General features: G+C 61.6%; 25 protein-coding genes. 15 read left to right on the top strand and 10 right to left on the bottom strand.

Annotation, left to right across the window (positions count from 1 at the left end):
• Window positions 1-8: 8 nt before the first annotated feature.
• From ptsP to BT204_RS14190, 6 genes are all read right to left on the bottom strand, one after another.
• Window positions 9-2,522, bottom strand: a complete 2,514-nt coding sequence (ptsP, locus tag BT204_RS14215) for a phosphoenolpyruvate--protein phosphotransferase (protein ID WP_072447205.1) — start codon at window positions 2,520-2,522, stop codon at window positions 9-11.
• A 30-nt stretch (window positions 2,523-2,552) separates the two neighbouring features.
• Complete coding sequence (locus tag BT204_RS14210) at window positions 2,553-3,575, bottom strand: SIS domain-containing protein (protein ID WP_087149524.1); 1,023 nt, start codon at window positions 3,573-3,575, stop codon at window positions 2,553-2,555.
• On the bottom strand, window positions 3,556-4,662 hold the full coding sequence (gene nagA / locus BT204_RS14205) for an N-acetylglucosamine-6-phosphate deacetylase (protein WP_054898909.1): 1,107 nt from the start codon (window positions 4,660-4,662) through the stop codon (window positions 3,556-3,558). Before nagA ends, BT204_RS14210 begins: the two co-directional genes overlap by 20 nt.
• Window positions 4,663-4,684: 22 nt before the next feature.
• Window positions 4,685-5,431, bottom strand: coding sequence for a GntR family transcriptional regulator (locus BT204_RS14200; RefSeq protein ID WP_072447202.1), 747 nt, complete (start codon window positions 5,429-5,431; stop codon window positions 4,685-4,687).
• Between the two features lie 262 nt (window positions 5,432-5,693).
• Entirely contained in the window at window positions 5,694-6,197 is a 504-nt protein-coding gene (locus tag BT204_RS14195; RefSeq protein WP_014719790.1) for a L,D-transpeptidase family protein, read from the bottom strand.
• 36 nt (window positions 6,198-6,233) lie between these two features.
• Complete coding sequence (locus tag BT204_RS14190) at window positions 6,234-6,782, bottom strand: NUDIX hydrolase (RefSeq protein WP_057975073.1); 549 nt, start codon at window positions 6,780-6,782, stop codon at window positions 6,234-6,236.
• A gap of 147 nt (window positions 6,783-6,929) precedes the next feature.
• Here BT204_RS14190 and BT204_RS14185 point away from each other — a divergent pair, with 147 nt between their 5' ends.
• The 5 genes from BT204_RS14185 (at window position 6,930) to purT (ending at window position 10,172) form a co-directional block, all read left to right on the top strand.
• Window positions 6,930-7,532: a CoA pyrophosphatase gene (locus tag BT204_RS14185; RefSeq protein WP_072447201.1), complete on the top strand. Its 603-nt coding sequence runs from the start codon at window positions 6,930-6,932 to the stop codon at window positions 7,530-7,532.
• 35 nt (window positions 7,533-7,567) lie between these two features.
• Window positions 7,568-8,092 carry a gamma carbonic anhydrase family protein gene (locus BT204_RS14180; RefSeq protein ID WP_034115859.1) on the top strand — a complete coding sequence of 175 codons (525 nt, stop codon included), beginning with the start codon at window positions 7,568-7,570 and terminating at the stop codon, window positions 8,090-8,092.
• Window positions 8,089-8,304 carry a DUF1289 domain-containing protein gene (locus BT204_RS14175; RefSeq protein ID WP_072447199.1) on the top strand — a complete coding sequence of 72 codons (216 nt, stop codon included), beginning with the start codon at window positions 8,089-8,091 and terminating at the stop codon, window positions 8,302-8,304. Before BT204_RS14180 ends, BT204_RS14175 begins: the two co-directional genes overlap by 4 nt.
• Before the next feature lie 148 nt (window positions 8,305-8,452).
• Entirely contained in the window at window positions 8,453-8,920 is a 468-nt protein-coding gene (locus BT204_RS14170) for a preQ0 transporter (protein ID WP_003193971.1), read from the top strand.
• Between the two features lie 70 nt (window positions 8,921-8,990).
• Window positions 8,991-10,172 carry a formate-dependent phosphoribosylglycinamide formyltransferase gene (gene purT, locus BT204_RS14165; protein WP_054918313.1) on the top strand — a complete coding sequence of 394 codons (1,182 nt, stop codon included), beginning with the start codon at window positions 8,991-8,993 and terminating at the stop codon, window positions 10,170-10,172.
• 121 nt (window positions 10,173-10,293) lie between these two features.
• Here the strand turns inward: purT and BT204_RS14160 are convergent, their stop codons facing one another.
• From BT204_RS14160 to ccsA, 3 genes are all read right to left on the bottom strand, one after another.
• On the bottom strand, window positions 10,294-11,604 hold the full coding sequence (locus BT204_RS14160; RefSeq protein ID WP_003193968.1) for an MFS transporter: 1,311 nt from the start codon (window positions 11,602-11,604) through the stop codon (window positions 10,294-10,296).
• A 365-nt stretch (window positions 11,605-11,969) separates the two neighbouring features.
• Entirely contained in the window at window positions 11,970-13,208 is a 1,239-nt protein-coding gene (locus BT204_RS14155) for a transporter associated domain-containing protein (protein WP_072447197.1), read from the bottom strand.
• Window positions 13,209-13,220: 12 nt separating this feature from the next.
• A complete protein-coding gene (gene ccsA, locus BT204_RS14150) occupies window positions 13,221-14,024 on the bottom strand; it encodes a cytochrome C assembly family protein (protein WP_169918754.1) in 804 nt (267 codons plus the stop codon).
• Between the two features lie 241 nt (window positions 14,025-14,265).
• Between ccsA and ffh the strand changes: the two genes are divergently transcribed.
• The 6 genes from ffh to BT204_RS14120 all read left to right on the top strand — a co-directional run bounded on the left by ffh (window position 14,266) and on the right by BT204_RS14120 (window position 18,334).
• On the top strand, window positions 14,266-15,642 hold the full coding sequence (ffh, locus tag BT204_RS14145; RefSeq protein WP_003193965.1) for a signal recognition particle protein: 1,377 nt from the start codon (window positions 14,266-14,268) through the stop codon (window positions 15,640-15,642).
• Between the two features lie 251 nt (window positions 15,643-15,893).
• Window positions 15,894-16,145 (top strand): 30S ribosomal protein S16, encoded by a 252-nt coding sequence (gene rpsP, locus BT204_RS14140; protein WP_003175899.1) that lies wholly within the window; start codon window positions 15,894-15,896, stop codon window positions 16,143-16,145.
• Between the two features lie 5 nt (window positions 16,146-16,150).
• Window positions 16,151-16,687: a ribosome maturation factor RimM gene (gene rimM, locus BT204_RS14135; RefSeq protein WP_072447195.1), complete on the top strand. Its 537-nt coding sequence runs from the start codon at window positions 16,151-16,153 to the stop codon at window positions 16,685-16,687.
• Window positions 16,669-17,442 carry a tRNA (guanosine(37)-N1)-methyltransferase TrmD gene (gene trmD / locus BT204_RS14130; RefSeq protein ID WP_153475158.1) on the top strand — a complete coding sequence of 258 codons (774 nt, stop codon included), beginning with the start codon at window positions 16,669-16,671 and terminating at the stop codon, window positions 17,440-17,442. Before rimM ends, trmD begins: the two co-directional genes overlap by 19 nt.
• 45 nt (window positions 17,443-17,487) lie before the next feature.
• Window positions 17,488-17,838 carry a 50S ribosomal protein L19 gene (gene rplS, locus BT204_RS14125; protein ID WP_003175895.1) on the top strand — a complete coding sequence of 117 codons (351 nt, stop codon included), beginning with the start codon at window positions 17,488-17,490 and terminating at the stop codon, window positions 17,836-17,838.
• An 82-nt stretch (window positions 17,839-17,920) separates the two neighbouring features.
• Window positions 17,921-18,334 (top strand): acyl-CoA thioesterase, encoded by a 414-nt coding sequence (locus BT204_RS14120; protein ID WP_003193963.1) that lies wholly within the window; start codon window positions 17,921-17,923, stop codon window positions 18,332-18,334.
• Here the strand turns inward: BT204_RS14120 and BT204_RS14115 are convergent, their stop codons facing one another.
• Window positions 18,335-20,143, bottom strand: a complete 1,809-nt coding sequence (locus BT204_RS14115; RefSeq protein WP_072447194.1) for a cation:proton antiporter — start codon at window positions 20,141-20,143, stop codon at window positions 18,335-18,337.
• A 107-nt stretch (window positions 20,144-20,250) separates the two neighbouring features.
• Between BT204_RS14115 and xerD the strand changes: the two genes are divergently transcribed.
• From xerD to thrC, 4 genes are all read left to right on the top strand, one after another.
• Complete coding sequence (gene xerD / locus BT204_RS14110) at window positions 20,251-21,147, top strand: site-specific tyrosine recombinase XerD (RefSeq protein WP_072447192.1); 897 nt, start codon at window positions 20,251-20,253, stop codon at window positions 21,145-21,147.
• A gap of 148 nt (window positions 21,148-21,295) precedes the next feature.
• Complete coding sequence (locus BT204_RS14105; RefSeq protein ID WP_072447190.1) at window positions 21,296-22,027, top strand: thioredoxin fold domain-containing protein; 732 nt, start codon at window positions 21,296-21,298, stop codon at window positions 22,025-22,027.
• 128 nt (window positions 22,028-22,155) lie between these two features.
• Window positions 22,156-23,460 carry a homoserine dehydrogenase gene (locus tag BT204_RS14100; protein WP_003193959.1) on the top strand — a complete coding sequence of 435 codons (1,305 nt, stop codon included), beginning with the start codon at window positions 22,156-22,158 and terminating at the stop codon, window positions 23,458-23,460.
• A gap of 67 nt (window positions 23,461-23,527) precedes the next feature.
• Window positions 23,528-24,937 carry a threonine synthase gene (gene thrC / locus BT204_RS14095; protein ID WP_072447188.1) on the top strand — a complete coding sequence of 470 codons (1,410 nt, stop codon included), beginning with the start codon at window positions 23,528-23,530 and terminating at the stop codon, window positions 24,935-24,937.
• Window positions 24,938-25,160: the final 223 nt, after the last annotated feature.

Here is a 25,160-nt window from a genome sequence, read left to right as displayed (position 1 = left end):
TGTTGTTTTCAGCTCAGCGGCCAGTGGTGTTGACAGGCTTGGCGAACGGCCTGGGCGCTGCTCAGGTTGAGCAGTTCCTGGCTCAGCTGCCGGCATTGCGCCGCGTCCAGATGGCGAACGCGGTCCTTGATCTCTCCGACCTGCGGCGGGCTCACCGACAGCTCGGTGACGCCCAGGCCGACCAGTACCGGCGTGGCCAGCGGGTCAGAAGCCAACGCACCGCACACGCCGACCCAACGCCCGTGTTTCGCCGCACCGGCGCAGGTGTGCGCGATCAGTCGCAGCAAGGCCGGGTGGAGCGCATCGACGCGCGCGGCCAAGCCTGCGTGGTCGCGGTCCATGGCCAGGGTGTACTGGGACAGGTCATTGGTGCCGATGGACAAAAAGTCCGCATGTTCGGCCAGCTGTTCAGCCATCAGCGCAGCGGCGGGCACTTCGATCATCACCCCCAGTTCGGGGCGCTGGCTCAAACCCAACTCGGCGCACAGTTCATCCAGGCGCTGGCGAATCTGCAGCAGTTCATCCACCTCGCTGACCATCGGCAACAGGATGCGGCAACGCGCCAGCGGCGAGACTTGCAGCAGGGCACGCAGTTGCTGGTCGAGCAATTCCGGACGCACTTGGGCCATGCGAATGCCGCGCAGGCCCAACACCGGGTTGGCCTCGATCGGCAGCGGCAAATAGTCGAGCTGCTTGTCGCCGCCCACGTCGATGGTGCGGATGATCACCGACTTGTCGCCCATGGCATCCAATACGGCCTGATAAGCCTGACGCTGTTCCTGCTCATCCGGCGCGGTACGGCGGTCGACGAAGAGGAATTCGGTGCGTAGGAGGCCGACGCCATCGGCACCGTTTTCAAACGCCACTTGGGCCTCGCTGCTGGAAGCAACATTGGCGGCGATTTCAATGCTCACACCGTCGCTGGTGCGTGCCGGTTGTTGCGCCTGGGCCTGTTGCTGCTGGCGACGCAGTTTTTGCGCGTCGCGAATCTGGTGTACTTCAGCATGGCGCGCATCGGTAGGGGCCAGTTCCAGGCGGCCATTGATGGCGTCCAGCACCACGCGCTGGCCCTGAGGCACATCCAATACCTCGGCACCGAGGGCGACCACGCAGGGTAAGCCTTTCCCCCGAGCAAGTATCGCGACGTGGGAGGTGGCGCCGCCTTCGGCCATGCAGATACCGGCGGCCTGCTGTTCACTCAGTTGCAGCAAGTCTGACGGGGTCAGTTCATGGGCGCTGACAATCGATCCGGCGGGTAACTCAAAGTGCCAGGCCTCACCCAGCAAGGCCCGCAATACGCGTTGTTGCAGGTCGCGAAGATCGTTGGCGCGCTCGGCAAACAACGGCTTGCCCAACGCCAACAGCACGGCGCACTGGGCCTGGATCGCATCACGCCAGGCGTGGGTGGCAGCGCTGCCGTGGGCGATGGCGTCGGTGGCCGCTTCCAGCAGCGCCGGGTCTTCGAGCAGTGCAAGGTGAGCGGCGAAGATGTCTTCTTCCTCGACATTCTTGCGTTGGCGGGCATGCTCGAGGGTGCTGCGGATTTCGTCACGCACCTGCTCCAGTGCCGTGTCGAGGCGCTGCTGTTGTTCGTCGGCGCTATGGTTACCGGTGTCTTCGGGCAGCTCGATGCCGGTCAGGCGGAACAGTGGCCCGCACACCAGGCCGGGCGCTGCACACACGCCTTGCAGCACATCAGCTTCCACACTGGCGCGACGTGGCGCAGCAGTGGCTACCGGGGCGTGATGGGCTTCGCTGACCGCCACGGATAGCGCCGCGACCAGCCCTTGCAACGCCGCCTCTGCGTCTTGGCCACGGCAACTCACCCGCACTTCGTCGCCTTCGCCGATGCCCAGGCCCATCAAGCCAATCAGGCTGTCGCACGACGCCGATTTATCAGCGAAGTGCAGGTGCGACTGGCTGCTGAAACCCTGGGCGGTCTTGCGGATCAGGGCGGCAGGGCGTGCATGCAAACCGCCTCGATGGGTAATGCGTACGCTGGCGCTGGCCTCGAAGCTGGAGTTATCCACAGCTGCTTGGGCGGTGGCGGTGGTGCGCGCAGCAATCTGCAACAACGGCTCACCGACCTTGACCGCCTTCAGCGCCACGGGCGTCAGCTCAAAGCGCTCACTGTTGGTCAGGATGATCAGGCTCACCAGGCTCTTGCACTGGCGTGCGATGCGGTCCAGATCAAACTGCACTAACGGCTGACCCTCGCTCACCCGTGCGCCGTCCTTCACCAGCAAGGCAAAGCCTTCGCCATTGAGCTCCACGGTGTCGATGCCCACATGCATCAGTACTTCGGCACCGTTATCAGCGCGGATGGTCAGGGCGTGCCCGGTGCGCGCGACGTGGATGATCACGCCGTCACAGGGCGCCTGCAGGCAATCGTTCAACGGGTCGATAGCGATACCGTCGCCCATGGCGCCGCTGGCGAACACTTCGTCGGGGACGCGGTTCAGGGCCAGCACCGGCCCACTCAAGGGGGCGCTAAGGGTCAATGGATTATTGTTGTTGGGCATGGGCACGGTACTCATCAGGAAAACGCCGCTTTAGTGCGTGCGGGTGACTTTGCTCAGGTGGCGCGGCTGGTCCGGGTCCATGCCCCGTGCCTCAGCAAGGCCTGCGGCCATCACGTAGAAGCTCTGGATAGCCAGGATCGGGTCCAGGCTCGGGTGTTCGGCGCGGCTCAGCGTCAGGTCGCGTTCGGCGATATCGTCCGGCGCAGCCAGCAACACGCGAGCACCGCGTTGGCGCATATCGGCGGCCAGGCTCAGCAGGCCGGCCTGCTCGGCGCCGCGGGGGGCGAACACCAGTAGGGGGTAGTTCTCGTCGATCAAGGCCATCGGCCCGTGGCGCACTTCGGCGCTGCTGAAGGCTTCGGCCTGGATCGCCGAGGTTTCCTTGAGCTTGAGCGCGGCTTCCTGGGCGATGGCAAACCCGGCGCCACGGCCGATCACCATCAAGCGCTGGCTGCCTTTGAGGGCGTCGACGGCCAGGCGCCAATCCTGTCTGGCGGCGTCACGCAGGCCCTCGGGCAAGGCCTGACAGGCTTGCAGCAAGTCGGCTTCTTGATTCCAGTGGCCGATCAACTGTGCACTGGCGCTGAGGGTGGCGATAAAGCTCTTGGTGGCGGCCACGCTGAGTTCCGGCCCGGCGCACAGCGGCACGTGGAACTCGCAGGCGGCTTCCAGCGGTGAGTCTTCGGCATTGACCAGGGAGATGCTCAAGGCACCACGCTTGCGCAACAAGCGCAGACTGTTGACCAGGTCCGGGCTCTGCCCCGATTGGGAGAAACCAAACGCTACCTGGCCGCTGACTTTCATCGGCGCCTGCAACAGGGTCACCACCGACATCGGCAGCGACGCCACCGGAATGCCCACGTGTTGCATGGCCAGGTAGGCGAAGTAACTGGCGGCGTGGTCGGAGCTGCCGCGGGCGATGGTCATCGCCACTTGCGGCGGCTGGCGGCGCAGGCGGCCGGCGACTTCTTCCAGCATCGGGTCCAGGCGCTGCAGTTGGGCCGCGACGGCGTCGCAGGAGGCCAGGGCCTCTTCAAGCATTTTTGAAGTCAATGGTGTCTCCTTCGACCATTACGTCGGTGAGTGTCAGGGAGCGGTCCAGGCGCACGCAGTCGGCAAAGCTGCCCGGTTGCAGGCGGCCGCGTTCTTCCAGGCCCAGGTAGTCCGCAGGAAATTGCGACAGGCGTTGCGAGGCTTCACTGATGGGCAGGCCGATTTTCACCAGGTTGCGCAGCGCCTGATCCATGGTCAGCGTGCTGCCGGCCAGGGTGCCGTCGGCCAGGCGCACGCCGCCCAGGCATTTGGTCACGGTGTGGCTGCCCAGCTTGTACTCTCCGTCGGGCATGCCGGCGGCGGCGGTGGAGTCGGTGACGCAATACAGGCACGGGATCGAGCGCAGGGCTACGCGCATGGCGCCGGGGTGCACGTGCAGCAAGTCCGGGATCAGCTCGGCGTACTGGGCGTGGGCCAGCGCGGCGCCGACGATGCCGGGTTCGCGGTGATGCAGCGGGCTCATGGCGTTGTACAAATGGGTGAAACTGGTGGCGCCAGCGGCCAGGGCGGCAACGCCTTCTTCATAGCTGCCCAGGGTGTGGCCGATCTGCATGCGCACGCCGCGTTGGCTGAGGGCGCGAATCAGGCCGTCGTGGCCGGCGATTTCCGGGGCGATGGTGATCACCCGGATTGGCGCCAGGCGCAGGTAGGCTTCCACTTCTTGCATCAACGCGGTGTGGGCGAAGTTGGGTTGGGCGCCGAGTTTTCCCGGATTGATGTAGGGGCCTTCCAGGTGCACGCCGAGTACGCGGGCGCTGCCGGCTGGCCGCTGTTCGCAGAACGTGCCGAGCTCACCGAGCACGCGGGAAATTTCTTCCACCGGCGCCGTCATGGTGGTGGCCAGCAGCGAGGTGGTGCCAAAACGCACGTGGGTACGGGTAATGGTCTCGAAGGCGCTCGCACCTTCCATGATGTCGGCGCCGCCACCGCCATGCACATGCAGGTCGATAAAGCCCGGCAACAGGTAGGGCAGGTCGTTGTCGGCCGGGTCGCACGGCGTGCCGTCAATGGCGACAACCTTGCCGTGCTCATGCACCAAGCGACCACGCATCCAGCCGCTGGGCGTGAGGATATTGTCTTCAGTCATGGGCAGTTCTCTAAGTTCGCATTCAGGCGGAGTAGTCATGGCGGCGCAGCTCTGCGACAAAGTCGTAGTAGTCGTTGCGGCAGTAGGTGTCGGTGATCTCAATCGGCGTGTTGTCGGCGGTGTAGCCCACGCGGGTCATCAGCAGCATGGCGGTGCCGGGGGCGATGCCGACCAGCGCGGCGAACTCATCCGAGGCATTGATCGCCTGGATATGCTGCAAGGCGCGCACGATGGGCTTGCCGATGCTTTCCAAGTATTCGTACAACGAATTGCCGATGGCCTGGGGATGGGGCAGCACCGAGGCCGGCATGGCGGTCATTTCAATCGCCATCACCGTGTCGTCGGCTTTGCGCAGGCGCTTGAGGCGCGCCACTTTGTCGGTGGGCGACAGGCCCATGCGGATCAGTTCTTCATGGGTCGGCGGGGTGATGTCGCGCTCCAGCCACTGAGACGTCGGCACAAACCCCTTGAGCCGCAGCATCTCGCTGAACCCCGACAGGCGCGACAAGGGTTGTTCCAGGCGCGGCGTGATGAAAGTGCCGGAGCCTTGGCTGCGACGGATCAGCCCTTGAGCCAGCAACACTTCCAGCGCTTTACGGGCGGTGACCCGCGAGATGCTCAATTGCTCGCTGAGGGCGCGTTCCGAAGGCAGGGCCTGTTCGGATTTCCACTGGCCGGCATGGATCGCTGCTTCAAGGCTGCGGGCCAGTTGCAGGTACAGCGGCGTGGATTGCTTGTCGTCGGGGCGCAGGGCCAGGATGGGATTCATCTGTCAGGTTTCCGATGCGTTATTGGAATGTTGTCGCCCGGTAATGGCCGAAAACTAATACCACTTAAATACCATGTCAATGCTGCCAAAACGGTGAAAATCCCGGTTTCAGGGCGATTTTATGGGGCTTGGTATCAAGTGGTATTAGAGAGGTCTTTGTGGCGCGCACAAGTGCAGGGTCCCGCGCGGTGAACTGGTATTCACCGGCAGGCGCTGCCTGGGGCAGGAATTATTTTCGAATTATTTTACGAACGGCACGCGATTACGGCCGAATCTCGATGAGGGTGCCGTCTTTGACCAGGTTCCACACTTCGCGCATATCCACATTGCGCATGCCGATGCAGCCGTCGGTCCAGTCCAGGGTGTGGAACCACTGTTCCGGGTAGTCTTCGGTGTCGGGGGTGCCGTGGATCATGATCATGCTGCCCGGCTTTACGCCTTCGCGGCGGGCGCGGGCGGCGTCGCTGATGTTCGGGTAGGAAATGTGCATGGCCAGGTTGAAGCGGTCGCTGGTCTTGCGCCAGTCGATCCAGTAGAGGCCTTCGGGCGTGCGGCGGTCACCTTCGATCAGCTTGTGGCCCTTGGGGTTCTTGCCCAGGGAGATGCGATAGGTCTTGAACGGCTTGCCGTCGTTGATCAGCTGCAGCTGGTGGGCGGACTTGAGCACCAGGACTTTCTCGACCGTTTTACCGCCAAGGGTTTGCACCGTGGAGGCTGGGGACAGCGTGGCGAACGACAGGCAGATCAGAGCAAGCAACCAACGCATTGAAACGGTATCCCTTTGGCGACATTGGCCGGCTTGTTATTGGGCGGGCTTGGACAGCGGTGGCACAGATTCGCTACGTACCGGGTATGCCTGTTGGCGACGGTCAGCGAAGAAGCATTCTAAGGTACGCCCGACCGTGCGGAAAGCCAGCTCGGACCAAGGGATATCGGCTTCGTCGAACAACCTCACTTCCAGGCTTTCCTGGCCAGCGGCAAAGTCCAGGTCGATCAGTTCGGCGCGGTAGAAGATATGCACCTGGCTGATGTGCGGCACATTGATCAGGGTATAGAGGCTCAGGTTGCGCACCCGGGCGCAGGCTTCTTCCAGGGTTTCACGCATGGCCGCCTGCTCGACGGTTTCGCCGTTTTCCATAAAGCCTGCGGGCAGGGTCCAGTAACCCAGGCGTGGCTCGATGGCGCGGCGGCACAACAGCACTTGGTCGCCCCACACCGGCACGGTACCGGCGACAATATTGGGGTTCTGGTAATGAATGGTCGAGCAGTGGTCGCATACATAGCGCAGGCGTGCGTCGCCTTCGGGAATGCGTTGGGTCACCGGTTTGCCGCACTGGCTGCAGAAATTCATGCTGGGGTTCCTGGACAATGGGCACATCTTGGCTCGGTGCCGGGCGTTCCTGCAAGTTGTCGTTTCGCGACAGCGCTGCGGTTTTGGGGTTGGGCGCTCGCAAGCTTTGGTGCATGATGCAAGGTAGCCAACAGACCGAGATGACTCATGCTGGACGAGCTACTTCGCCGGGTAAGCAACCACATCCCCCACACCCTGGAAACCGACGGGCGTTTCCCCGAGGCTGCGGTGCTGGTGCCGATTACCCGCAGTGACGAACCCGAGCTGATCCTGACCCTGCGCGCCAGCGGCCTGTCGACCCACGGTGGCGAAGTGGCCTTTCCCGGCGGGCGCCGCGACCCCGAAGACCCGGACCTGATCTTTACCGCCTTGCGCGAAGCCGAAGAAGAAATCGGCCTGCCGCCGGGGCTGGTTGAGGTCATAGGCCCGTTGAGCCCGCTGATTTCCCTGCACGGCATCCGCGTAACGCCCTATGTAGGTGTGATCCCCGATTACGTCGAATACCTGGCCAACGACGCCGAGATTGCCGCCGTTTTCAGCGTGCCTTTGGATTTTTTCCGACAGGACCCACGCGAACATACCCACCGCATTGATTACCAGGGCCGTAGTTGGTACGTGCCAAGCTACAGGTTCGGCGAATACAAAATCTGGGGGCTGACAGCGATCATGATCGTCGAGCTGATCAACCTGCTCTATGACGATGCCAAAATCAGCCTGCACCAGCCGCCCAAGAGCTTCATCAATCTATAAGCCATCGTTCAAATGGCATGCCGTGAGGAAAAACCATGAAATACCGCCTGGGCGACGCCCGCGTCGAGACCCATCCCGACAGTTGGGTTGCACCGAATGCCACGCTGGTGGGCAAGGTCAAGCTGGAGGAGGGCGCCAACGTCTGGTTCAACGCGGTGTTGCGTGGCGATAACGAGCTGATCCTGATCGGCAAGAACAGCAACGTCCAGGACGGCAGCGTGATGCACACCGACATGGGCTACCCGCTGACCCTCGGCACCGGCGTGACCATTGGCCATAACGCCATGCTGCACGGCTGTACCGTTGACGACTACAGCCTGATCGGTATCAACGCAGTGATCCTCAATGGCGCCAAGATCGGCAAGCACTGCATCATCGGCGCCAACTCGCTGATCGGTGAGGGCAAGGAAATTCCTGACGGCTCGCTTGTCATGGGCTCGCCAGGCAAAGTGGTGCGTGAGCTGACCGAGGCGCAAAAGCGCATGCTCGAAGCCAGCGCCGCGCACTATGTGCATAACTCGCAGCGTTACGCGCGGGATCTGGTTGAGCAGGAAGAATGAGTACGGTTGAACGGCCTGTTGCCTCGCCGTGCGTGAGTATTTGCGCGCTGGACGACGACGATATATGCACCGGCTGTCAGCGCAATGTGGATGAGATTACGCGCTGGAGCCGCATGGACAACGCCGAGCGCCGGCTGGTGCTGGGGTTGTGCCATGAGCGGGCGGTGGCGAGTGGGATGGTGTGGATGACCCCTGGGAAATCTGGCGCCTGACAGGCCGCCATCGCAGGCAAGCCAGCTCCCACCCTTGATGTGTGAATACCTTCAAATGTGGGAGCTGGCTTGCCTGCGATGAGGCCCTGCCAGACGACATCCTTGTAATTGTGTACCCTGTGCGGCATTGCCCACAGGTCCATCCTCCATGTTTTTCCTGATCGCCTATATCAGCAGCGTCGTGCTGATCAACTTCGCCTTCTCCACCGCCCCACACCTGGACGTCATCTGGTCCGCCTGGGGTGGTCTGGTATTTATCCTGCGCGACATGGTGCAAACCCGCTTCGGCCATGGCGCAATCATCGCCATGCTCGCGGCGCTGGTGCTCTCCTATATCACCTCCGACCCCTCCATCGCCCTGGCCAGCGCTACGGCGTTCGCCGTGTCCGAGTGCATCGACTGGCTGGTGTTCAGTATCACCAAACGCCCGCTGCATGACCGCCTGTGGATAAGTTCGGCGCTGAGCATTCCCCTCGATACCTTTATCTTTTTCGGCCTGATCGGCGCATTGACGCCGGCGGTGGCGGGCACGGCGTTGGTGTCCAAGTTCGCCGGTGTCACCGTGGTCTGGCTGATCATGGCCTGGCGTATCCGCCGGCGGGCTGTCGCCAACTGAGGCCAATTTTTACAGTTCATGTAAAATGCCGGCCTTTCTCCCCCATGATCCGCTCCCCTGAGGACCTGAGATGACCCGAATCGGAACTCCATTGTCGCCAACCGCGACCCGCGTTTTGCTGTGTGGCTGCGGTGAGCTGGGCAAGGAAGTGGTAATCGAACTGCAGCGCCTGGGCGTTGAAGTGATTGCCGTGGATCGCTACGCCAACGCGCCGGCCATGCAGGTGGCGCACCGTAGCCATGTGATCAACATGCTCGACGGCGCCGCATTGCGTGCGGTGATCGAGGCGGAGAAGCCGCATTTCATCGTGCCGGAAATCGAAGCCATCGCCACCGCGACCCTGGTTGAGCTGGAGGCCGAAGGTTTCACCGTGATCCCCACCGCCCGCGCCACGTCGCTGACCATGAACCGTGAAGGCATCCGTCGCCTGGCCGCCGAAGAGCTGGACCTGCCGACCTCGCCGTACCACTTCGCCGATACCTTCGAAGATTACAGCAAGGCCGTCCAGGACCTGGGCTTTCCGTGCGTGGTCAAGCCGGTGATGAGTTCGTCGGGCAAGGGCCAGAGCCTGTTGCGCAGCGCCGACGACGTGCAGAAAGCCTGGGACTACGCCCAAGAGGGCGGGCGTGCCGGTAAGGGCCGGGTGATCATCGAAGGCTTTATCGACTTCGACTACGAAATCACCCTGCTGACCGTGCGCCACATCGGCGGTACCACTTTCTGCGCGCCGGTGGGCCATCGCCAGGAGAAGGGCGACTATCAGGAGTCCTGGCAGCCGCAGGCCATGAGCCCGATTGCCCTGGCAGAGTCCGAGCGCGTTGCCAAAGCCGTGACCGAAGCCTTGGGCGGCCGTGGCTTGTTTGGCGTGGAATTGTTCATCAAGGGCGATCAGGTGTGGTTCAGCGAAGTGTCGCCGCGCCCCCATGACACCGGCCTGGTGACCCTGATTTCCCAAGACCTGTCGCAGTTTGCCTTGCACGCACGCGCCATCCTCGGCCTGCCGATCCCGTTGATCCGTCAATTCGGGCCTTCGGCGTCGGCGGTGATCCTGGTGGAAGGGCAGTCGACCCAGACGGCGTTTGCCAACCTCGGCGCTGCGTTGAGCGAGCCGGATACGGCGTTGCGTCTGTTTGGCAAGCCTGAAGTGAATGGCCAGCGCCGTATGGGCGTGGCGCTGGCGCGGGACGAGTCGATTGAAGCGGCTCGTGCCAAGGCGACACGTGCTTCCCAAGCAGTTGTTGTAGAGCTCTAAGCCGCCACGCTCGTTCCCACGCTTTGCGTGGGAATGCCTCTTGTGACGCGCTGCGTCGCGCTTGGGGACGCAGAGCGTCCCTAACTGCATTCCCACGCAGAGCGTGGGAACGAGCATGGGGTCAGGCGACCTTGTTCAAGTCGTTATCCCGCGTCTCTTTCAGGCACAGCACCGCAATCAAACTCAGCAACGCTGCTGCCGATACATATCCCCCGACATAACTCAAACCACCCATCGCCACCAGCTTGGTCGCGAAGAACGGCGCCGCCGAGGCCCCCACGATCCCACCCAGGTTATACGCTGCCGATGCACCGGTATAACGCACGCGGGTCGGGAACAGTTCTGGCAGCAGCGCGCCCATCGGTGCGAAGGTCACGCCCATCAAAAACAGCTCCAACGCCAGAAACAGCGCCACGGCCCAGGTCGAGCCATGGGTCAGCAGAGGCTCCATGGTAAAGCCCGACAGAATCGCCAGGACCGCGCCGACGATCAGCACCGGCTTGCGCCCGTAGCGATCACTGGCCAAGGCGGCCAATGGCGTTGCCAGTCCCATGAACAGCACCGCAAAGCACAGCAGGCCGAGGAAGGTTTCACGGCTGTAGCCCAAGGTGGAAACGCCGTAGCTCAACGAAAACGCGGTGGTGATATAGAACAGCGCATAGCACACCACCATCGACGCGGCGCCCAGCAGTACCGGCAGCCAATGCTGGCTGAACAGTTCTACCAGCGGCACTTTCACTGGTTTTTCCTTGGCCACTGCATTGGCGAACACCGGCGTCTCATGCAACTTGAGGCGTGCGTACAGGCCCACCATCACCAGTGCGGCGCTGAGGATGAACGGAATGCGCCAGCCCCAGCTGCGAAATTGCTCGTCATTCAGGCTCATGGCCAAAATCAGGAACAAACCGTTGGCCGCCAGGAAGCCTATCGACGGGCCCAGTTGCGGGAACATGCCGAACCAGGCGCGCTTGCCCTTGGGAGCATTCTCGGTCGCCAGCAAGGCCGCGCCGCCCCATTCTCCGCCAAGGCCCAGGCCCTGGCCGAAGCGCAATACGCACAAGAGGATCGGTGCCCAGGCACCGATGCTGTCGTAGCCCGGCAGCAAGCCGATCAAGGTAGTACATACACCCATCAGTAGCAGTGAAGCCACCAGGGTTGATTTACGGCCGATACGGTCACCGAAGTGACCGAACAACGCCGACCCCAGAGGGCGGGCGATAAAAGCGATACCGAAGGTCAGGAACGATGCCAGCATCTGCGCGGTGCCGGAGGTCTGTGGGAAGAACACCGGGCCGATCACCAGGGCGGCAGCCGTGGCGTAGATGTAGAAATCGTAGAACTCAATGGCGGTGCCGACGATGCTCGCGGTGGCGACGCGGGCGGTCGAGTTGGCAGGTGCGGCGCTCGCAGCCTCTTGGTAGGTGGTGCTCATGACGTTATCCCTGACGGTTATTGCGCGTTTGGACGCGGATTATTATTGGTCGAACACCCATGGATCAGGGTTGTGCGCGGGGCGGCTCGGGATGGGAGCAAACACCGGTCGGACATGGTAAGGCGGTGCCAGGACACGCTGGGTGCGGATAGCACGCGGTCTGGCGGGGCTTGGGTAAGCCGCAGGGATTATAGGAAGGGGGCTAAGGATCCAACAAGGGGCTGGTGAGGATCTATGGCCTGGAACTGGATCAATGTGGGAGCTGGCTTGCCTGCGATAGCATCACCTCGGTTCAACTGAAGGACCGAGTCGCCTGCATCGCAGGCAAGCCAGCTCCCACATTGACCGGGTTGAGCCTGCTGAGGTCAGGCGGCCACTGGCACGTGGCTGGTATGCCAGATCAATACTTTGCTCACCCGGTTGTCCTCGGTCTCGAGGATTTCCAGGCGATAGCGGCCGACTTTCAGGCATACCGCGCAATCGGGAATGGTTTCCAGCGCTTCGGTCACCAGGCCGTTGAGGGTCTTGGGGCCGTCGCTGGGCAGGTGCCAGCCCAGGCTTTTGTTCAGTTCGCGGATCGAGGCGGCGCCGTCGATGATGTAGCGACCATCGGGCTGGGCTTCGATATGCGGGTTATCCACCGCCTGATCGCTTTCGAATTCGCCGACGATCTCTTCCAGAATATCTTCCAGAGTGACAATGCCCAGCACTTCACCGTACTCGTCCACCACCATGCCCAGGCGCCGCTGCTGTTTGTGGAAATTCAGCAGTTGCAGCTGCAACGGCGTGCTTTCCGGCACGAAGTAAGGCTCGTGGCAGGCGGCGAGCAGGGCCTCTTTGGTCAGGCTGGCGTCGGGCAGCAGGTGTTGGACCTGCCGGGTATTGAGCACGGCCTGCACCTGGTTGATGTCGCTGTGGAACACGGGCACGCGGGTGCGCGGTGAGGTGCGCAACTGTTCGATGATGTCTTCTATCGACTCATCAAGGTTGATGCCGTCCACTTCGCTGCGCGGCACCAGGATGTCGTTGACCGTGATGTTGTCCAGGGCATGGATACCGGGCAGGCCGGGAGTGCGGTCGGCGTCGGTGTCGGGCTCTGGGTCGTCATCATGGTCGGGCAGGGGCTCGTCGCTGTTTTTCACCATGCCGGCTTTGCGCGCAAACGGGCGCAATAACAGCTGGCTGATGCCATTGAGCAGCCAGGCCAGCGGGTAAAGGATTTTCAGCGGCACGCCCAGCAAGGTATTGCCAAAGCCCAGCACTGCTTGGGGGTGACGGGTAGCCAGGGTGCGGGGCAGGTAGTCGGCCAGCACCAGCAGCCCTGCGCAGGAAATCAGCCAGCCTAGCCAGGGCCCGTTCTCTGCCCAGGCATAGATCGCCAGCAGGGTGCAGAGAATCACCACGGCGGCGCGGCACAGGCTGTTACACAGGATCAGGCTATGGCGCGGGAAGCTCAGGCGTGCGGCCGCCTTGTCGCCCTGGCGGGTGCCAGGGCGCAGGGCCAGCAGGTGTTGTTGCGCAGCTTCTATGGCAGTAAACAGCGCCGCCCACAAAATCAGCAGGGCAATTACGGCGAGCATCGGCCCTAAGGGCAAGTTGTCCATGATCACTGCCCGTCAGATATGCAGGATGTATTCGCGAACCAGCTTGCTGCCGAAATAGGCCAGCATCAACAGGCAGAAACCGGCCAGGGTCCAGCGGATGGCCTTGTGCCCGCGCCAGCCGAGGCGGTTGCGCCCCCACAGCAGCACGCTGAACACGACCCACGCCAGGCACGCCAGCAAGGTTTTATGGACCAGGTGCTGGGCAAACAGGTTTTCGACGAACAGCCAGCCGGAGATCAGCGACAGTGACAGCAGGGTCCAGCCGGCCCACAGGAACCCGAACAGCAGGCTTTCCATGGTTTGCAGCGGCGGGAAGTTCTTGATCAGCCCGGACGGGTGCTTGTGCTTGAGCTGGTGATCCTGCAGCAGCAGGAGCAGGGCCTGGAACACCGCGATGGTGAACATGCCGTAGGCGAGGATCGACAGCAGGATGTGGGCGAGGATGCCCGGCTCCTCGTCGATCACCTGTACGGTGCCGGTGGGGGTGAACTGCGCCAGCAGCACCGTGAGCATTCCCAGGGGGAATAGCAGCACCAGCAGGTTCTCCACCGGAATCCGGTAGCAGGCCAGCAGCGTCAGCGCGATGACGGCCGCGGCGATCAGGCTGGCGGCGCTGAAAAAGTCCAGGCCCAGGCCGACCGGGGTCATCAGGTGGGTGAACAGGCTGGCGGCATGGGCTAGCAGGGCCAGCACGCCAAGGCCGACGAGCAGACGTTTGTCCGCTTTGGTGCCTTGGGCCAGACGAGTGCCCTGATAGAGAGTCGCAGCGGCATACAAAATGGCGGCGGCGAGGCTGGGTAGCAAACTGGGTGACAAGGGGAGCATAAATCCTGGTAGGCAAGCCCGAAAGGCGTTGAGTTTGGCACACACCTGCGTTGCACGAAAGACTCCCGGGCCAGACAGCGGGTGTGCATGGGCGCAGTCTTCGCTATAATCCGCGACCTGCCCACGCCGCAGGCTCGGCGAACGCTGTTTTTAATAGCGATTTCCCCCAGCCTGGGCCGCCATTACCTCGGTCTACCTGCATTTCGATGAATAGGGCCTGAAAGGATCGCGCATGTTTGAAAACTTGACTGACCGTCTCTCGCAGACGCTGCGCCACGTTACCGGCAAGGCCAAGCTGACCGAGGACAATATTAAAGACACCCTGCGTGAAGTGCGCATGGCGTTGCTGGAAGCCGACGTGGCTTTGCCGGTGGTGAAGGACTTCGTCAACTCGGTCAAGGAGCGTGCGGTCGGCACCGAAGTGTCCCGCAGCCTGACCCCGGGCCAGGCCTTTGTGAAGATCGTCCAGGCCGAACTCGAAAGCCTGATGGGCGCGGCCAACGAAGACCTGAACCTCAGTGCCGTGCCGCCAGCCGTCGTGCTGATGGCGGGCCTGCAAGGTGCGGGTAAAACCACCACCGCCGGCAAACTGGCGCGCTTCCTCAAAGAGCGCAAGAAGAAATCCGTGATGGTGGTATCGGCCGACGTGTACCGTCCGGCGGCCATCAAGCAGTTGGAAATGCTCGCGGGCGAAGTGGGCGTGACCTTCTTCCCGTCCGACCTGAGCCAGAAGCCGGTCGACATCGCCAACGCCGCTATTAAAGAAGCCAAGCTCAAGTTCATCGACGTGGTCATCGTCGATACCGCCGGTCGCCTGCACATCGACGAAGAGATGATGGGCGAGATCAAGGCGCTGCATGCCGCGATCAACCCGGTCGAGACCCTGTTCGTGGTCGACGCTATGACTGGCCAGGATGCGGCCAACACCGCCAAGGCTTTTGGTGACGCACTGCCGCTGACCGGCGTGATCCTCACCAAGGTCGACGGCGACGCCCGTGGCGGTGCCGCGCTGTCGGTACGTGCCATTACTGGCAAGCCGATCAAGTTCATCGGTATGGGCGAGAAGAGCGAAGCGCTCGAGCCGTTCCACCCTGAGCGTATCGCCTCGCGCATCCTCGGCATGGGTGATGTGCTCAGCCTGATCGAGCAGGCCGAAGCCACGCTCGACAAGGACAAGGCCGACAAACTGGCCAAGAAGCTGAAGAAGGGCAAGGGCTTCGATCTCGAAGACTTCCGCGACCAGCTGCAACAGATGAAGAACATGGGCGGCCTCGGCGGCCTGATGGACAAGCTGCCCAACATCGGCGGTGTGAACCTGGCGCAAATGGGCAACGCCCAGGGCGCGGCAGAGAAACAGTTCAAGCAGATGGAAGCCATCATCAACTCTATGACCCCGGCCGAGCGCCGCGACCCTGAGCTGATCAGCGGTTCGCGCAAGCGCCGGATCGCCATGGGTTCCGGCACCCAGGTGCAGGACATCGGTCGCTTGATCAAGCAGCACAAGCAGATGCAGAAGATGATGAAGAAATTCTCCGCCAAGGGCGGTATGGCCAAGATGATGCGCGGCATGGGCGGTATGTTGCCCGGCGGCGGCATGCCTAAAATGTAAAGTATTCGAGCGCAAGCCTTGCTTGCGCTCCGCCCCACAAGGATGTGGGATCTCCAGCAAACCCGCCGTTGGCGGGCGCTGACTCGCCGTTTTAACCGACGGCTCTATAGCAGATCTGAATGGCACGCTGATAGGCGCCAGAAAAAGACATTTGCAAAAGTCCGGATATTCCTTAGAATATGCGGCCTTTCGGGCACCTATGCCCGCTGTGCATTTAGATTTGCAGCACCGACTACAGGAACGATGTTCACATGCTAACAATCCGTCTTGCCCTTGGCGGCTCCAAAAAGCGCCCGTTTTACCACTTGACCGTAACCGACAGCCGCAACCCGCGTGACGGTTCGCACAAGGAACAGGTTGGTTTCTTCAACCCTGTTGCTCGTGGTCAAGAAGTTCGTCTGTCCGTGAACCAAGAGCGCGTAGCCTACTGGCTGAGCGTTGGCGCACAGCCATCCGAGCGCGTTGCAAAACTGTTGAAGGACTCGGCTAAGGCCGCAGCCTGAGCAATATGAACGCGACGCCAGCTGTTGCTGATGATTTGATCGTTATCGGCAAGATTTACTCTGTTCATGGCGTTCGCGGCGAAGTGAAGGTGTATTCCTTTACTGATCCGACTGAAAACCTGTTGCAGTACAAAACCTGGACGCTCAAGCGCGAAGGGAGTGTGAAACAGGTCGAGCTGGTCATTGGACGCGGGAGCGACAAGTTCCTGGTCGCAAAGCTCAAGGGTCTTGATGATCGTGAAGAAGCTCGTCTTCTGGCCGGTTATGAGATCTGCGTGCCGCGCAACCTGTTCCCTGAATTGACCGACGGCGAGTACTACTGGTACCAGCTGGAAGGTCTGAAGGTTATTGATCAACTCGGGCAATTGCTGGGGAAAATCGATCATCTTCTGGAAACCGGCGCCAATGATGTAATGGTGGTCAAGCCTTGCGCTGGCAGCCTGGATGATCGCGAACGCCTATTGCCCTATACCGAGCAATGCGTGTTGGCCGTCGACCTGGCCGCGGGCGAGATGAAGGTGGAATGGGACGCGGACTTCTAAGCGTGGCTAATTTGCGCATTGAAGTGATCAGTTTGTTTCCCGAGATGTTTTCCGCCATCAGCGAGTACGGCATCACCAGTCGGGCGGTGAAACAGGGGCTGTTGCAGCTCACCTGTTGGAACCCGCGAGACTACACGACGGATCGACATCACACTGTGGACGATCGCCCATTTGGCGGTGGCCCGGGCATGGTGATGAAGATCAAGCCCCTGGAAGACGCGTTGGTTCAGGCCAAGGCAGCCGCCGGGGAGAAGGCGAAGGTAATTTACCTGTCCCCTCAAGGCCGTCAGCTGAAACAGGCGGCGGTACGCGAACTGGCGAATGAGGAAAGTTTGATCCTGATTGCCGGTCGCTATGAAGGCATTGACGAGCGTTTTATTGAAGCTCATGTCGATGAAGAGTGGTCGATTGGGGACTATGTCCTGTCTGGCGGCGAGCTGCCGGCGATGGTCCTGATAGATGCGGTTACACGACTGCTGCCCGGAGCTTTAGGGCATGCGGACTCCGCGGAGGAAGATTCCTTCACGGATGGTTTGCTGGATTGCCCGCACTACACCCGTCCGGAGGTGTATGTGGATCAGCGTGTTCCCGACGTATTGCTAAGTGGCAATCACGCACACATCCGGCGTTGGCGTTTACAGCAGTCCCTTGGTCGGACCTATGAACGACGCGCCGATCTTCTGGAAAGCCGCTCGCTTTCTGGAGAAGAGAAGAAGCTGCTCGAGGAATACATCCTCGCGCGGGACGATAGTTAACAACGTATCGATGGTAGGTCCATTGACTTACCTTAGGAGCACAGCATGACTAACAAAATCATCCTTGCACTCGAAGCAGAGCAGATGACCAAAGAGATCCCTACCTTTGCCCCGGGCGACACCATTGTCGTTCAGGTGAAAGTGAAGGAAGGCGACCGTTCGCGTCTGCAAGCGTTCGAAGGCGTGGTAATCGCCAAGCGTAACCGTGGTGTGAACAGTGCTTTCACTGTTCGTAAAATCTCCAACGGTGTTGGCGTAGAGCGTACTTTCCAGACCTACAGCCCGCAAATCGACAGCATGGCCGTCAAGCGTCGCGGTGACGTACGTAAAGCCAAGCTGTACTACCTGCGTGACCTGTCCGGTAAAGCAGCTCGCATCAAGGAAAAACTGGCTTAAGTCCAGCTTCCCGATGCAGAAAAAAGCAGCCTACGGGCTGCTTTTTTGTGCCTGAAATTTGCCTATCTGCCGGTATTGACCCATGACCACCCGCCTCGAAGAAATCCAACGCCGCACCGACCTGTCCGTCACTCACGTGACCAAGGCCGTGTTCCCGCCCACCACCAACCACCACAACACCCTGTTCGGCGGCACCGCCCTGGCATGGATGGACGAAGTGTCGTTCATCACCGCCACGCGTTTTTGTCGCTTGCCTTTGGTGACGGTCTCCACCGACCGTATCGACTTCAACCACGCGATCCCGGCCGGCTCTATCGTTGAGCTGATCGGTCGGGTGATCAAGGTCGGCAACACCAGCCTCAAGGTCGAGGTTGAAGTGTTCGTCGAGAGCATGAGCGCTGATGGCCGTGAAAAGGCGATCCAGGGCGTGTTCAGCTTCGTCGCGATTGACGCAGATAAACGCCCTGTCCCGGTACTGCCTGGCTTTGTTGACTGACTACTCGGTGGTGCTGGCCTGCGGTTGAATGACCGCCAGCAAGGTCCAGCCCGCTACAGGCTTCAAATTGCTCTCGGGCGAGACCACATGCACCCAGCCGCTGGTGTCCCGGGCAAACAGCAAGGTAGCCCGCTCGCCGTGCAACGCCTGGTACTGCTCCCAGCCAAAGCCGTCGGTGAGGTTGGTGCTATACAGTTCGGCGCCCTGGCCCAACAGGCTGGCCAGTTTGGTGTAGCTCAAAGGTTGGCTGCCCAGCAAATGGCCACGGTGTTCATGGCTGGCCTTGTGCTTGTCGGTGCGACGGTTTTCCTGGCTGCTGGCCAGGGCGAACAGGCGATGGCCGAAGTCATGGCGAAAACGCATGGTGGCCAGGGCATTCAGTTCGCCAGAAGGCGAGAGCGCGAGCAGATGCCCTAGGCCGACCAGGTCCAGATGGGACTCGGCATGCTGGGAAGCCGGGTTGCCGAAGTACGTAGGCAAGCCTTCCATACGACTGGCGCGGATGTTTTCCCAGCTGGAATCCGTCAGTAACACGCGGCTGCCCAATTGCTGCAACGCTTTACCGAGTGCCCGCGCCGGGCCGTTCGCACCCACGATCAGGAAGCCGCTGGGCGCCGGCTCGGCGACTTTCAGCAGGCGGGCCAAGGGGCGTGCCGTGGCGCTTTGCAGCACCACGGTGCCGATGATCACCGCGAAGGTTAGCGGCACCAGCAACAACGCACCTTCGTGGCCGGCCTCATCCAGGCGGATCGCAAAGATCGCTGACACCGCCGCCGCCACGATTCCCCTTGGGGCGATCCAGGCCAGCAGCGCGCGCTCGCGCCAGTTCAGCCCGGAGCCAAAGGTCGAAAGCGCCACGTTCAGCGGGCGTGCAATGAATTGGATGATCAACAGCAGGATCAACACGAACGGGCCCAGGGCGATCATGGCGTTCAGGTCCAGGCGTGCCGCCAGCAGGATGAACAGCCCGGAAATCAGCAACACACTGAGGTTTTCCTTGAAGTGCAGGATGTGCCGTACATCCACGCCTTTCATGTTCGCCATCCACATGCCCATCAGCGTGACCGCCAGCAGGCCGGACTCATGCATCGCCTGGTTGGAGGCGATGAAGATGCCCAGCACGCCCGCCAGTGTCGCCAGGTTATGCAGGTATTCCGGTAGCCACTGGCGGCGCATGATCTGCCCCAGTACCCAGCCACCGGCGATGCCGAACAGGCTGCCGCAAAGGATAACGCCGCCGAAGGTCAGCAGGCTGTGGCTCAAGCCGTCGCCTGATGCGCTGGCGATGATGAAGCTATACACCACTACCGCCAGCAGCGCGCCAATCGGGTCGATGACGATGCCTTCCCAACGCAGGATATTGGCGATGGAGGCTTTGGGGCGCACCACACGCAGCATGGGCACGATCACCGTCGGGCCGGTGACCAGTGTCAGGGTGCCGAACAGCAGCGCCAGCATCCAGTCGAAACCCAGCAGCCAGTGGGTGGCCAAGGTGATCACCGCCCAGGTCGAGAGTGCGCCGACGGTGACCAGCCGGTGGACGACGCTGCCGATTTCCTTCCATTCCGACAGGTGCAGGGTCAGGCTGCCCTCAAACAGGATCAGCGCCACGGCCAACGACACCAACGGCATCAACAGAGGGCCGAACATTTCTTGCGGGTCGAGCCATCCGAGTATCGGCCCTGCCAGAATCCCGCTCAGCAGAAGAAACAGAATCGCTGGCAGTTTCAGGCGCCAGGCCAGCCACTGGCAGCCGAGTGCGGCCACGCCAATGCCGCCAAAAGCCAACAAAATCTGTTGTTCGTTCATTAAAGCTTCCTGTTCCTTGAAATAGCGGGCTATGAAAGACTAATGGCTCTTGTCACAGTTCCTTAAATAATACGCGTATTGCCTTGTGCTAAGTCGCTTGAGTGCCCATGCCTGCCATTGACCATCCCCTGATCGACCGCTTCCTCGATGCCCTCTGGTTGGAAAAAGGCCTGTCGGACAACACACGCCAGGCGTACCGCAGCGACCTGGCGCTGTTCAACGGCTGGCTGCAGGAGAAAAACCTCGAACTGATCAATGCCGGGCGCGAGTTGATCCTCGATCACCTGGCCTGGCGCCTGGAGCAGAGCTACAAACCGCGCTCCACTGCGCGATTCCTCTCCGGCGTGCGTGGCTTTTATCGCTACCTGCTGCGGGAAAAACTCATTGCCGTCGACCCGACCCTGCAAATCGACATGCCGCAACTCGGCAGGCCGTTGCCCAAATCCTTGTCGGAAGCCGACGTCGATGCCCTGCTCGCGGCCCCGGACCTGAGCGAGGCCATCGGCCAGCGCGACCGTGCCATGCTGGAGGTGCTGTATGCCTGCGGCCTGCGCGTCACCGAACTGATCAGCCTGACCCTGGAGCAGGTCAACCTGCGCCAGGGCGTGTTGCGCGTGATGGGCAAGGGCAGCAAGGAGCGGCTGGTGCCGATGGGCGAGGAGGCGATTGTGTGGGTCGAGCGCTACATGCGCGATGCGCGCCACGAACTGCTGGGTGGGCGCCCCAGCGACGTGCTGTTTCCCAGCCAGCGCGGCGAGCAGATGACCCGCCAGACCTTCTGGCACCGCATCAAGCACCAGGCCAAAGTGGCCGGGATCGGCAAGGCGCTGTCGCCCCACACCTTGCGCCATGCGTTCGCCACCCACTTGCTCAACCACGGTGCGGATTTGCGCGTAGTGCAAATGCTGCTTGGGCACAGCGACTTATCCACAACCCAGATCTACACCCATGTGGCACGCGCACGTTTGCAGGACATGCACGCCAAGCACCACCCGCGCGGATAAAACCGTCAGAAATGGCCCATTTTAGCTGTCGCGGTCTGCCCTCCCGCCCAACTGTGGTAGGCTTTGCCGGTTCGCAAAGGGGACGGCACCCGTTGTGTTCCAGATCAGTATTCTGCTCCCGTCCCTGCCTCTGCCTTCAGGAGTTCCCATGCGCTTGACCCAGATTATTGCCGCCGCAGCCATTGCGTTGGTTTCCACCTTTGCGGTCGCCGATGATGCGGCCGAGCAAACCATTCGCAAGAGCCTGGCCAACCTGGCGCTCGACACGCCTATCGAAAGCATCAGCGCCAGCCCCATGGCCGGGCTGTATGAAGTCAAGCTCAAGGGCAGCCGTGTGCTGTACGCCAGCGCCGATGGCCAGTACATCGTGCAGGGCTACCTGTTCCAGCTCAAGGACGGCAAGCCGGTCAACCTGACCGAGAAGGCCGAGCGCCTGGGCGTGTCGAAGCTGATCAACGGTATCCCGGTGGCGGAAACCGTGGTGTACCCCGCCATTGGCGAGACCAAGACCCACATCACCGTGTTCACCGACACCACGTGCCCGTACTGCCACAAGCTGCACGCTGAAATCCCGGCACTGAACAAGTTGGGCGTGGAAGTGCGCTACGTCGCCTTCCCGCGCCAGGGCCTGGGTTCGCCGGGTGACGAGCAGTTGCAGGCGGTGTGGTGCTCGGCCGACAAGAAAGCGGCCATGGACAAGATGGTCGACGGCAAGGAAATCAAATCGGCCAAATGCGCCAACCCGGTTTCCAAGCAGTTCGCCCTGGGCCAGTCCATTGGTGTGAACGGTACACCGGCCATCGTTTTGGCCGACGGCCAGATGATTCCGGGCTACCAGCCGGCGCCGCAAGTTGCCAAACTGGCACTGGGTGCCAAGTAAGCATTTATCGTTGAGCCTTTGACGATCATGGCCCGCCGAACCGTCGGCGAGTCATTAATTGAGAGCCGCAGTTGTGCGGCTGTTTTCACGGCCGACCTAGCGTCGGCCGTTTCATGGGGAGTTCTTCAGTGAAACCGGTCAAAGTAGGCATCTGTGGGTTAGGGACCGTCGGTGGCGGTACCTTCAACGTACTTCAGCGTAACGCTGAAGAAATTTCCCGCCGCGCAGGTCGCGGGATTGAAGTGGCGCAGATTGCCACGCGTTCGCCAAAGCCTCAGTTCGAAACGACCGGTATTGCGATTACCAACGATGTGTTCGCCGTAGCCACCAACCCTGAGATCGATATCGTTATCGAGCTGGTAGGCGGCTACACCGTGGCCCGCGAGCTGGTGCTCAAGGCCATCGAGAACGGCAAGCACGTGGTCACCGCCAACAAGGCGCTGATCGCCGTGCACGGCAACGAGATCTTCGCCAAGGCCCGCGAGAAGGGCGTGATCGTAGCGTTCGAAGCCGCGGTGGCCGGTGGTATCCCGGTGATCAAGGCGATCCGTGAAGGCCTGTCCGCCAACCGCATCAACTGGGTAGCCGGCATCATCAACGGCACCGGTAACTTCATCCTCACCGAAATGCGCGAGAAGGGCCGTACCTTCGAAGACGTGCTGGCCGAAGCCCAGGCCCTGGGTTACGCCGAAGCCGACCCGACGTTCGACGTGGAAGGCATCGACGCCGCCCACAAGCTGACCATCCTGGCCTCCATCGCCTTTGGTATCCCGCTGCAGTTCGACAAGGCCTACACCGAAGGCATCACCAAGCTGACCACCGCCGACGTCAACTACGCCGAAGCCCTGGGCTACCGTATCAAGCACCTGGGCGTGGCGCGCAGCACCCCGGCGGGCATCGAGTTGCGGGTTCACCCGACGCTGATCCCGGCCGACCGCCTGATCGCCAACGTCAATGGTGTGATGAACGCGGTGATGGTCAACGGCGACGCCGCCGGTTCTACCTTGTTCTACGGCGCCGGTGCCGGCATGGAGCCGACCGCGTCGTCGGTGATCGCCGACTTGGTGGACGTGGTTCGCGCCATGACCAGCGACCCGGAAAATCGCGTGCCGCACCTGGCCTTTCAGCCGGACTCGCTGTCGGCCCACCCGATCCTGCCGATCGAAGCCTGCGAAAGTGCCTACTACCTGCGCATCCAGGCCCAGGACCATCCAGGCGTGTTGGCCCAGGTAGCCAGCATCCTGTCGGAGCGCGGTATCAACATCGAGTCGATCATGCAGAAGGAAGTCGAGGAGCAAAACGGCCAGGTGCCGATGATCCTGCTGACCCACCGCGTGCTCGAACAGCACATCAACGATGCCATCCATGCCCTCGAAGCCCTGCAAGGCGTGGTCGGCCCGGTGGTGCGCATTCGCGTCGAGCACTTGAACTAACCGATTTGTTCCAGGGGCCCCGTCCATTCGGCGGCCCCTGTTCGAGAATGTTTTAGAGGAGCCAGTCATGCGTTACATCAGCACCCGCGGCCAGGCACCGGCCCTGAATTTCGAAGACGTTCTGCTGGCAGGCCTTGCCACCGACGGCGGCCTGTATGTGCCGGAAAACCTGCCACGCTTCACCCAGGAAGAAATCGCCTCCTGGGCCGGCCTGCCGTATCACGAGCTGGCTTTCCGAGTGATGCGCCCGTTCGTGACCGGCAGCATTCCGGATGCGGACTTCAAGAAGATTCTGGAAGAAACCTATGGCGTGTTTTCCCACAACGCCATCGCGCCCCTGCGCCAACTGAACGGCAATGAGTGGGTACTGGAGCTGTTCCACGGCCCGACCCTGGCGTTCAAGGACTTCGCCCTGCAACTGCTCGGTCGCCTGCTCGACTACGTGCTGGAAAAACGTGGCGAGCGCGTGGTGATCATCGGTGCTACCTCCGGCGATACCGGCTCGGCGGCCATCGAAGGGTGCAAGCACTGCGAAAACGTCGACATCTTCATCCTGCACCCGCACAAGCGCGTGTCGGAAGTGCAACGTCGGCAGATGACCACCATCTTCGGTGAGAACATCCACAACATCGCCATCGAAGGCAACTTCGATGACTGCCAGGAAATGGTCAAGAACAGCTTCGCTGACCAGAGCTTCCTCAAGGGCACACGCCTGGTGGCGGTGAACTCGATCAACTGGGCGCGGATCATGGCCCAGATCGTCTACTACTTCCACGCTTCGCTGCAGTTGGGCGGCCCGGCGCGTTCGGTGTCGTTCTCGGTGCCGACCGGCAACTTCGGCGACATTTTTGCCGGTTACCTGGCGCGCAACATGGGCCTGCCGATCAACCAGTTGATCGTCGCCACCAACCGCAACGACATCCTGCATCGCTTCATGAGCGGCAACCAGTATGTGAAGGAAACCCTGCACGCCACGCTGTCGCCGTCCATGGACATCATGGTGTCGTCGAACTTCGAGCGCCTGCTGTTCGACATGCACGGTCGTAACGGCGCAGCCCTGGCCGAGTTGATGAACAGCTTCAAGCAAGGTGGCGGTTTCAGCGTCGAGCAAGAGCGCTGGACCGAAACCCGCAAGCTGTTCGATTCCCTGGCCGTGGACGATGCGCAGACCTGCGAAACCATCGCGCAGGTCTATGCCGAGACCGGCGAAGTGCTCGACCCGCACACGGCTATCGGCGTGAAAGCCGCCCGCGAATGCCGCCGCAGCCTGGATATTCCAATGGTGATCCTCGGTACCGCACACCCGGTCAAGTTCCCGGAAGCGGTCGAGAAAGCCGGCATTGGCAAGGCGCTGGATCTGCCGGAACATTTGACCGACCTGTTCGAGCGCGAAGAGCGCTGCACCGTGTTGGCCAATGACCTGAAGGCGGTGCAGGCGTTCGTCAGCCAGCATGGCAATCGGGGCAAGCCGCTCTAATCAAGAATGGGGTAGCGGGTTTGTGTGGGAGCTGGCTTGCCTGCGATGCAGGCGCCTCGGTACGACTGAATACCGAGGCGTCTGCATCGCGGGCAAGCCCGGCTCCCACATTCAGCTAACTCACCCGCTGACCATGAGGCGGATATCAGGCTGCTACAGGTATGCATTCAGCTTTTTTGCAGTCGGCCAAGCCCGTCCTCGTGACGGGCTTTTTCATTCTGGC

Origin of the sequence: Pseudomonas sp. NFPP02 (assembly GCF_900119355.1) — a bacterium.
Taxonomy (GTDB): Bacteria; Pseudomonadota; Gammaproteobacteria; order Pseudomonadales; family Pseudomonadaceae; genus Aquipseudomonas; species Aquipseudomonas paracarnis.
This window is presented reverse-complemented; position numbering and strand designations above follow the sequence as displayed.

Coding starts and splice junctions, on each gene's coding strand:
- xerD (WP_072447192.1), top strand. CDS start 20,251: ATGCCTGCCATTGACCATCCCCTGATCGACCGCTTCCTCGATGCCCTC.
- trmD (WP_153475158.1), top strand. CDS start 16,669: ATGGGACGCGGACTTCTAAGCGTGGCTAATTTGCGCATTGAAGTGATC.
- BT204_RS14155 (WP_072447197.1), bottom strand. CDS start 13,208: ATGGACAACTTGCCCTTAGGGCCGATGCTCGCCGTAATTGCCCTGCTG.
- BT204_RS14190 (WP_057975073.1), bottom strand. CDS start 6,782: ATGAATTTCTGCAGCCAGTGCGGCAAACCGGTGACCCAACGCATTCCC.
- purT (WP_054918313.1), top strand. CDS start 8,991: ATGACCCGAATCGGAACTCCATTGTCGCCAACCGCGACCCGCGTTTTG.
- BT204_RS14180 (WP_034115859.1), top strand. CDS start 7,568: ATGAAATACCGCCTGGGCGACGCCCGCGTCGAGACCCATCCCGACAGT.
- BT204_RS14175 (WP_072447199.1), top strand. CDS start 8,089: ATGAGTACGGTTGAACGGCCTGTTGCCTCGCCGTGCGTGAGTATTTGC.
- BT204_RS14170 (WP_003193971.1), top strand. CDS start 8,453: ATGTTTTTCCTGATCGCCTATATCAGCAGCGTCGTGCTGATCAACTTC.
- BT204_RS14115 (WP_072447194.1), bottom strand. CDS start 20,143: ATGAACGAACAACAGATTTTGTTGGCTTTTGGCGGCATTGGCGTGGCC.
- ffh (WP_003193965.1), top strand. CDS start 14,266: ATGTTTGAAAACTTGACTGACCGTCTCTCGCAGACGCTGCGCCACGTT.
- BT204_RS14185 (WP_072447201.1), top strand. CDS start 6,930: ATGCTGGACGAGCTACTTCGCCGGGTAAGCAACCACATCCCCCACACC.
- rimM (WP_072447195.1), top strand. CDS start 16,151: ATGAACGCGACGCCAGCTGTTGCTGATGATTTGATCGTTATCGGCAAG.
- BT204_RS14200 (WP_072447202.1), bottom strand. CDS start 5,431: ATGAATCCCATCCTGGCCCTGCGCCCCGACGACAAGCAATCCACGCCG.
- thrC (WP_072447188.1), top strand. CDS start 23,528: ATGCGTTACATCAGCACCCGCGGCCAGGCACCGGCCCTGAATTTCGAA.
- BT204_RS14105 (WP_072447190.1), top strand. CDS start 21,296: ATGCGCTTGACCCAGATTATTGCCGCCGCAGCCATTGCGTTGGTTTCC.
- nagA (WP_054898909.1), bottom strand. CDS start 4,662: ATGACTGAAGACAATATCCTCACGCCCAGCGGCTGGATGCGTGGTCGC.
- BT204_RS14120 (WP_003193963.1), top strand. CDS start 17,921: ATGACCACCCGCCTCGAAGAAATCCAACGCCGCACCGACCTGTCCGTC.
- rplS (WP_003175895.1), top strand. CDS start 17,488: ATGACTAACAAAATCATCCTTGCACTCGAAGCAGAGCAGATGACCAAA.
- rpsP (WP_003175899.1), top strand. CDS start 15,894: ATGCTAACAATCCGTCTTGCCCTTGGCGGCTCCAAAAAGCGCCCGTTT.
- BT204_RS14195 (WP_014719790.1), bottom strand. CDS start 6,197: ATGCGTTGGTTGCTTGCTCTGATCTGCCTGTCGTTCGCCACGCTGTCC.
- BT204_RS14160 (WP_003193968.1), bottom strand. CDS start 11,604: ATGAGCACCACCTACCAAGAGGCTGCGAGCGCCGCACCTGCCAACTCG.
- ptsP (WP_072447205.1), bottom strand. CDS start 2,522: ATGCCCAACAACAATAATCCATTGACCCTTAGCGCCCCCTTGAGTGGG.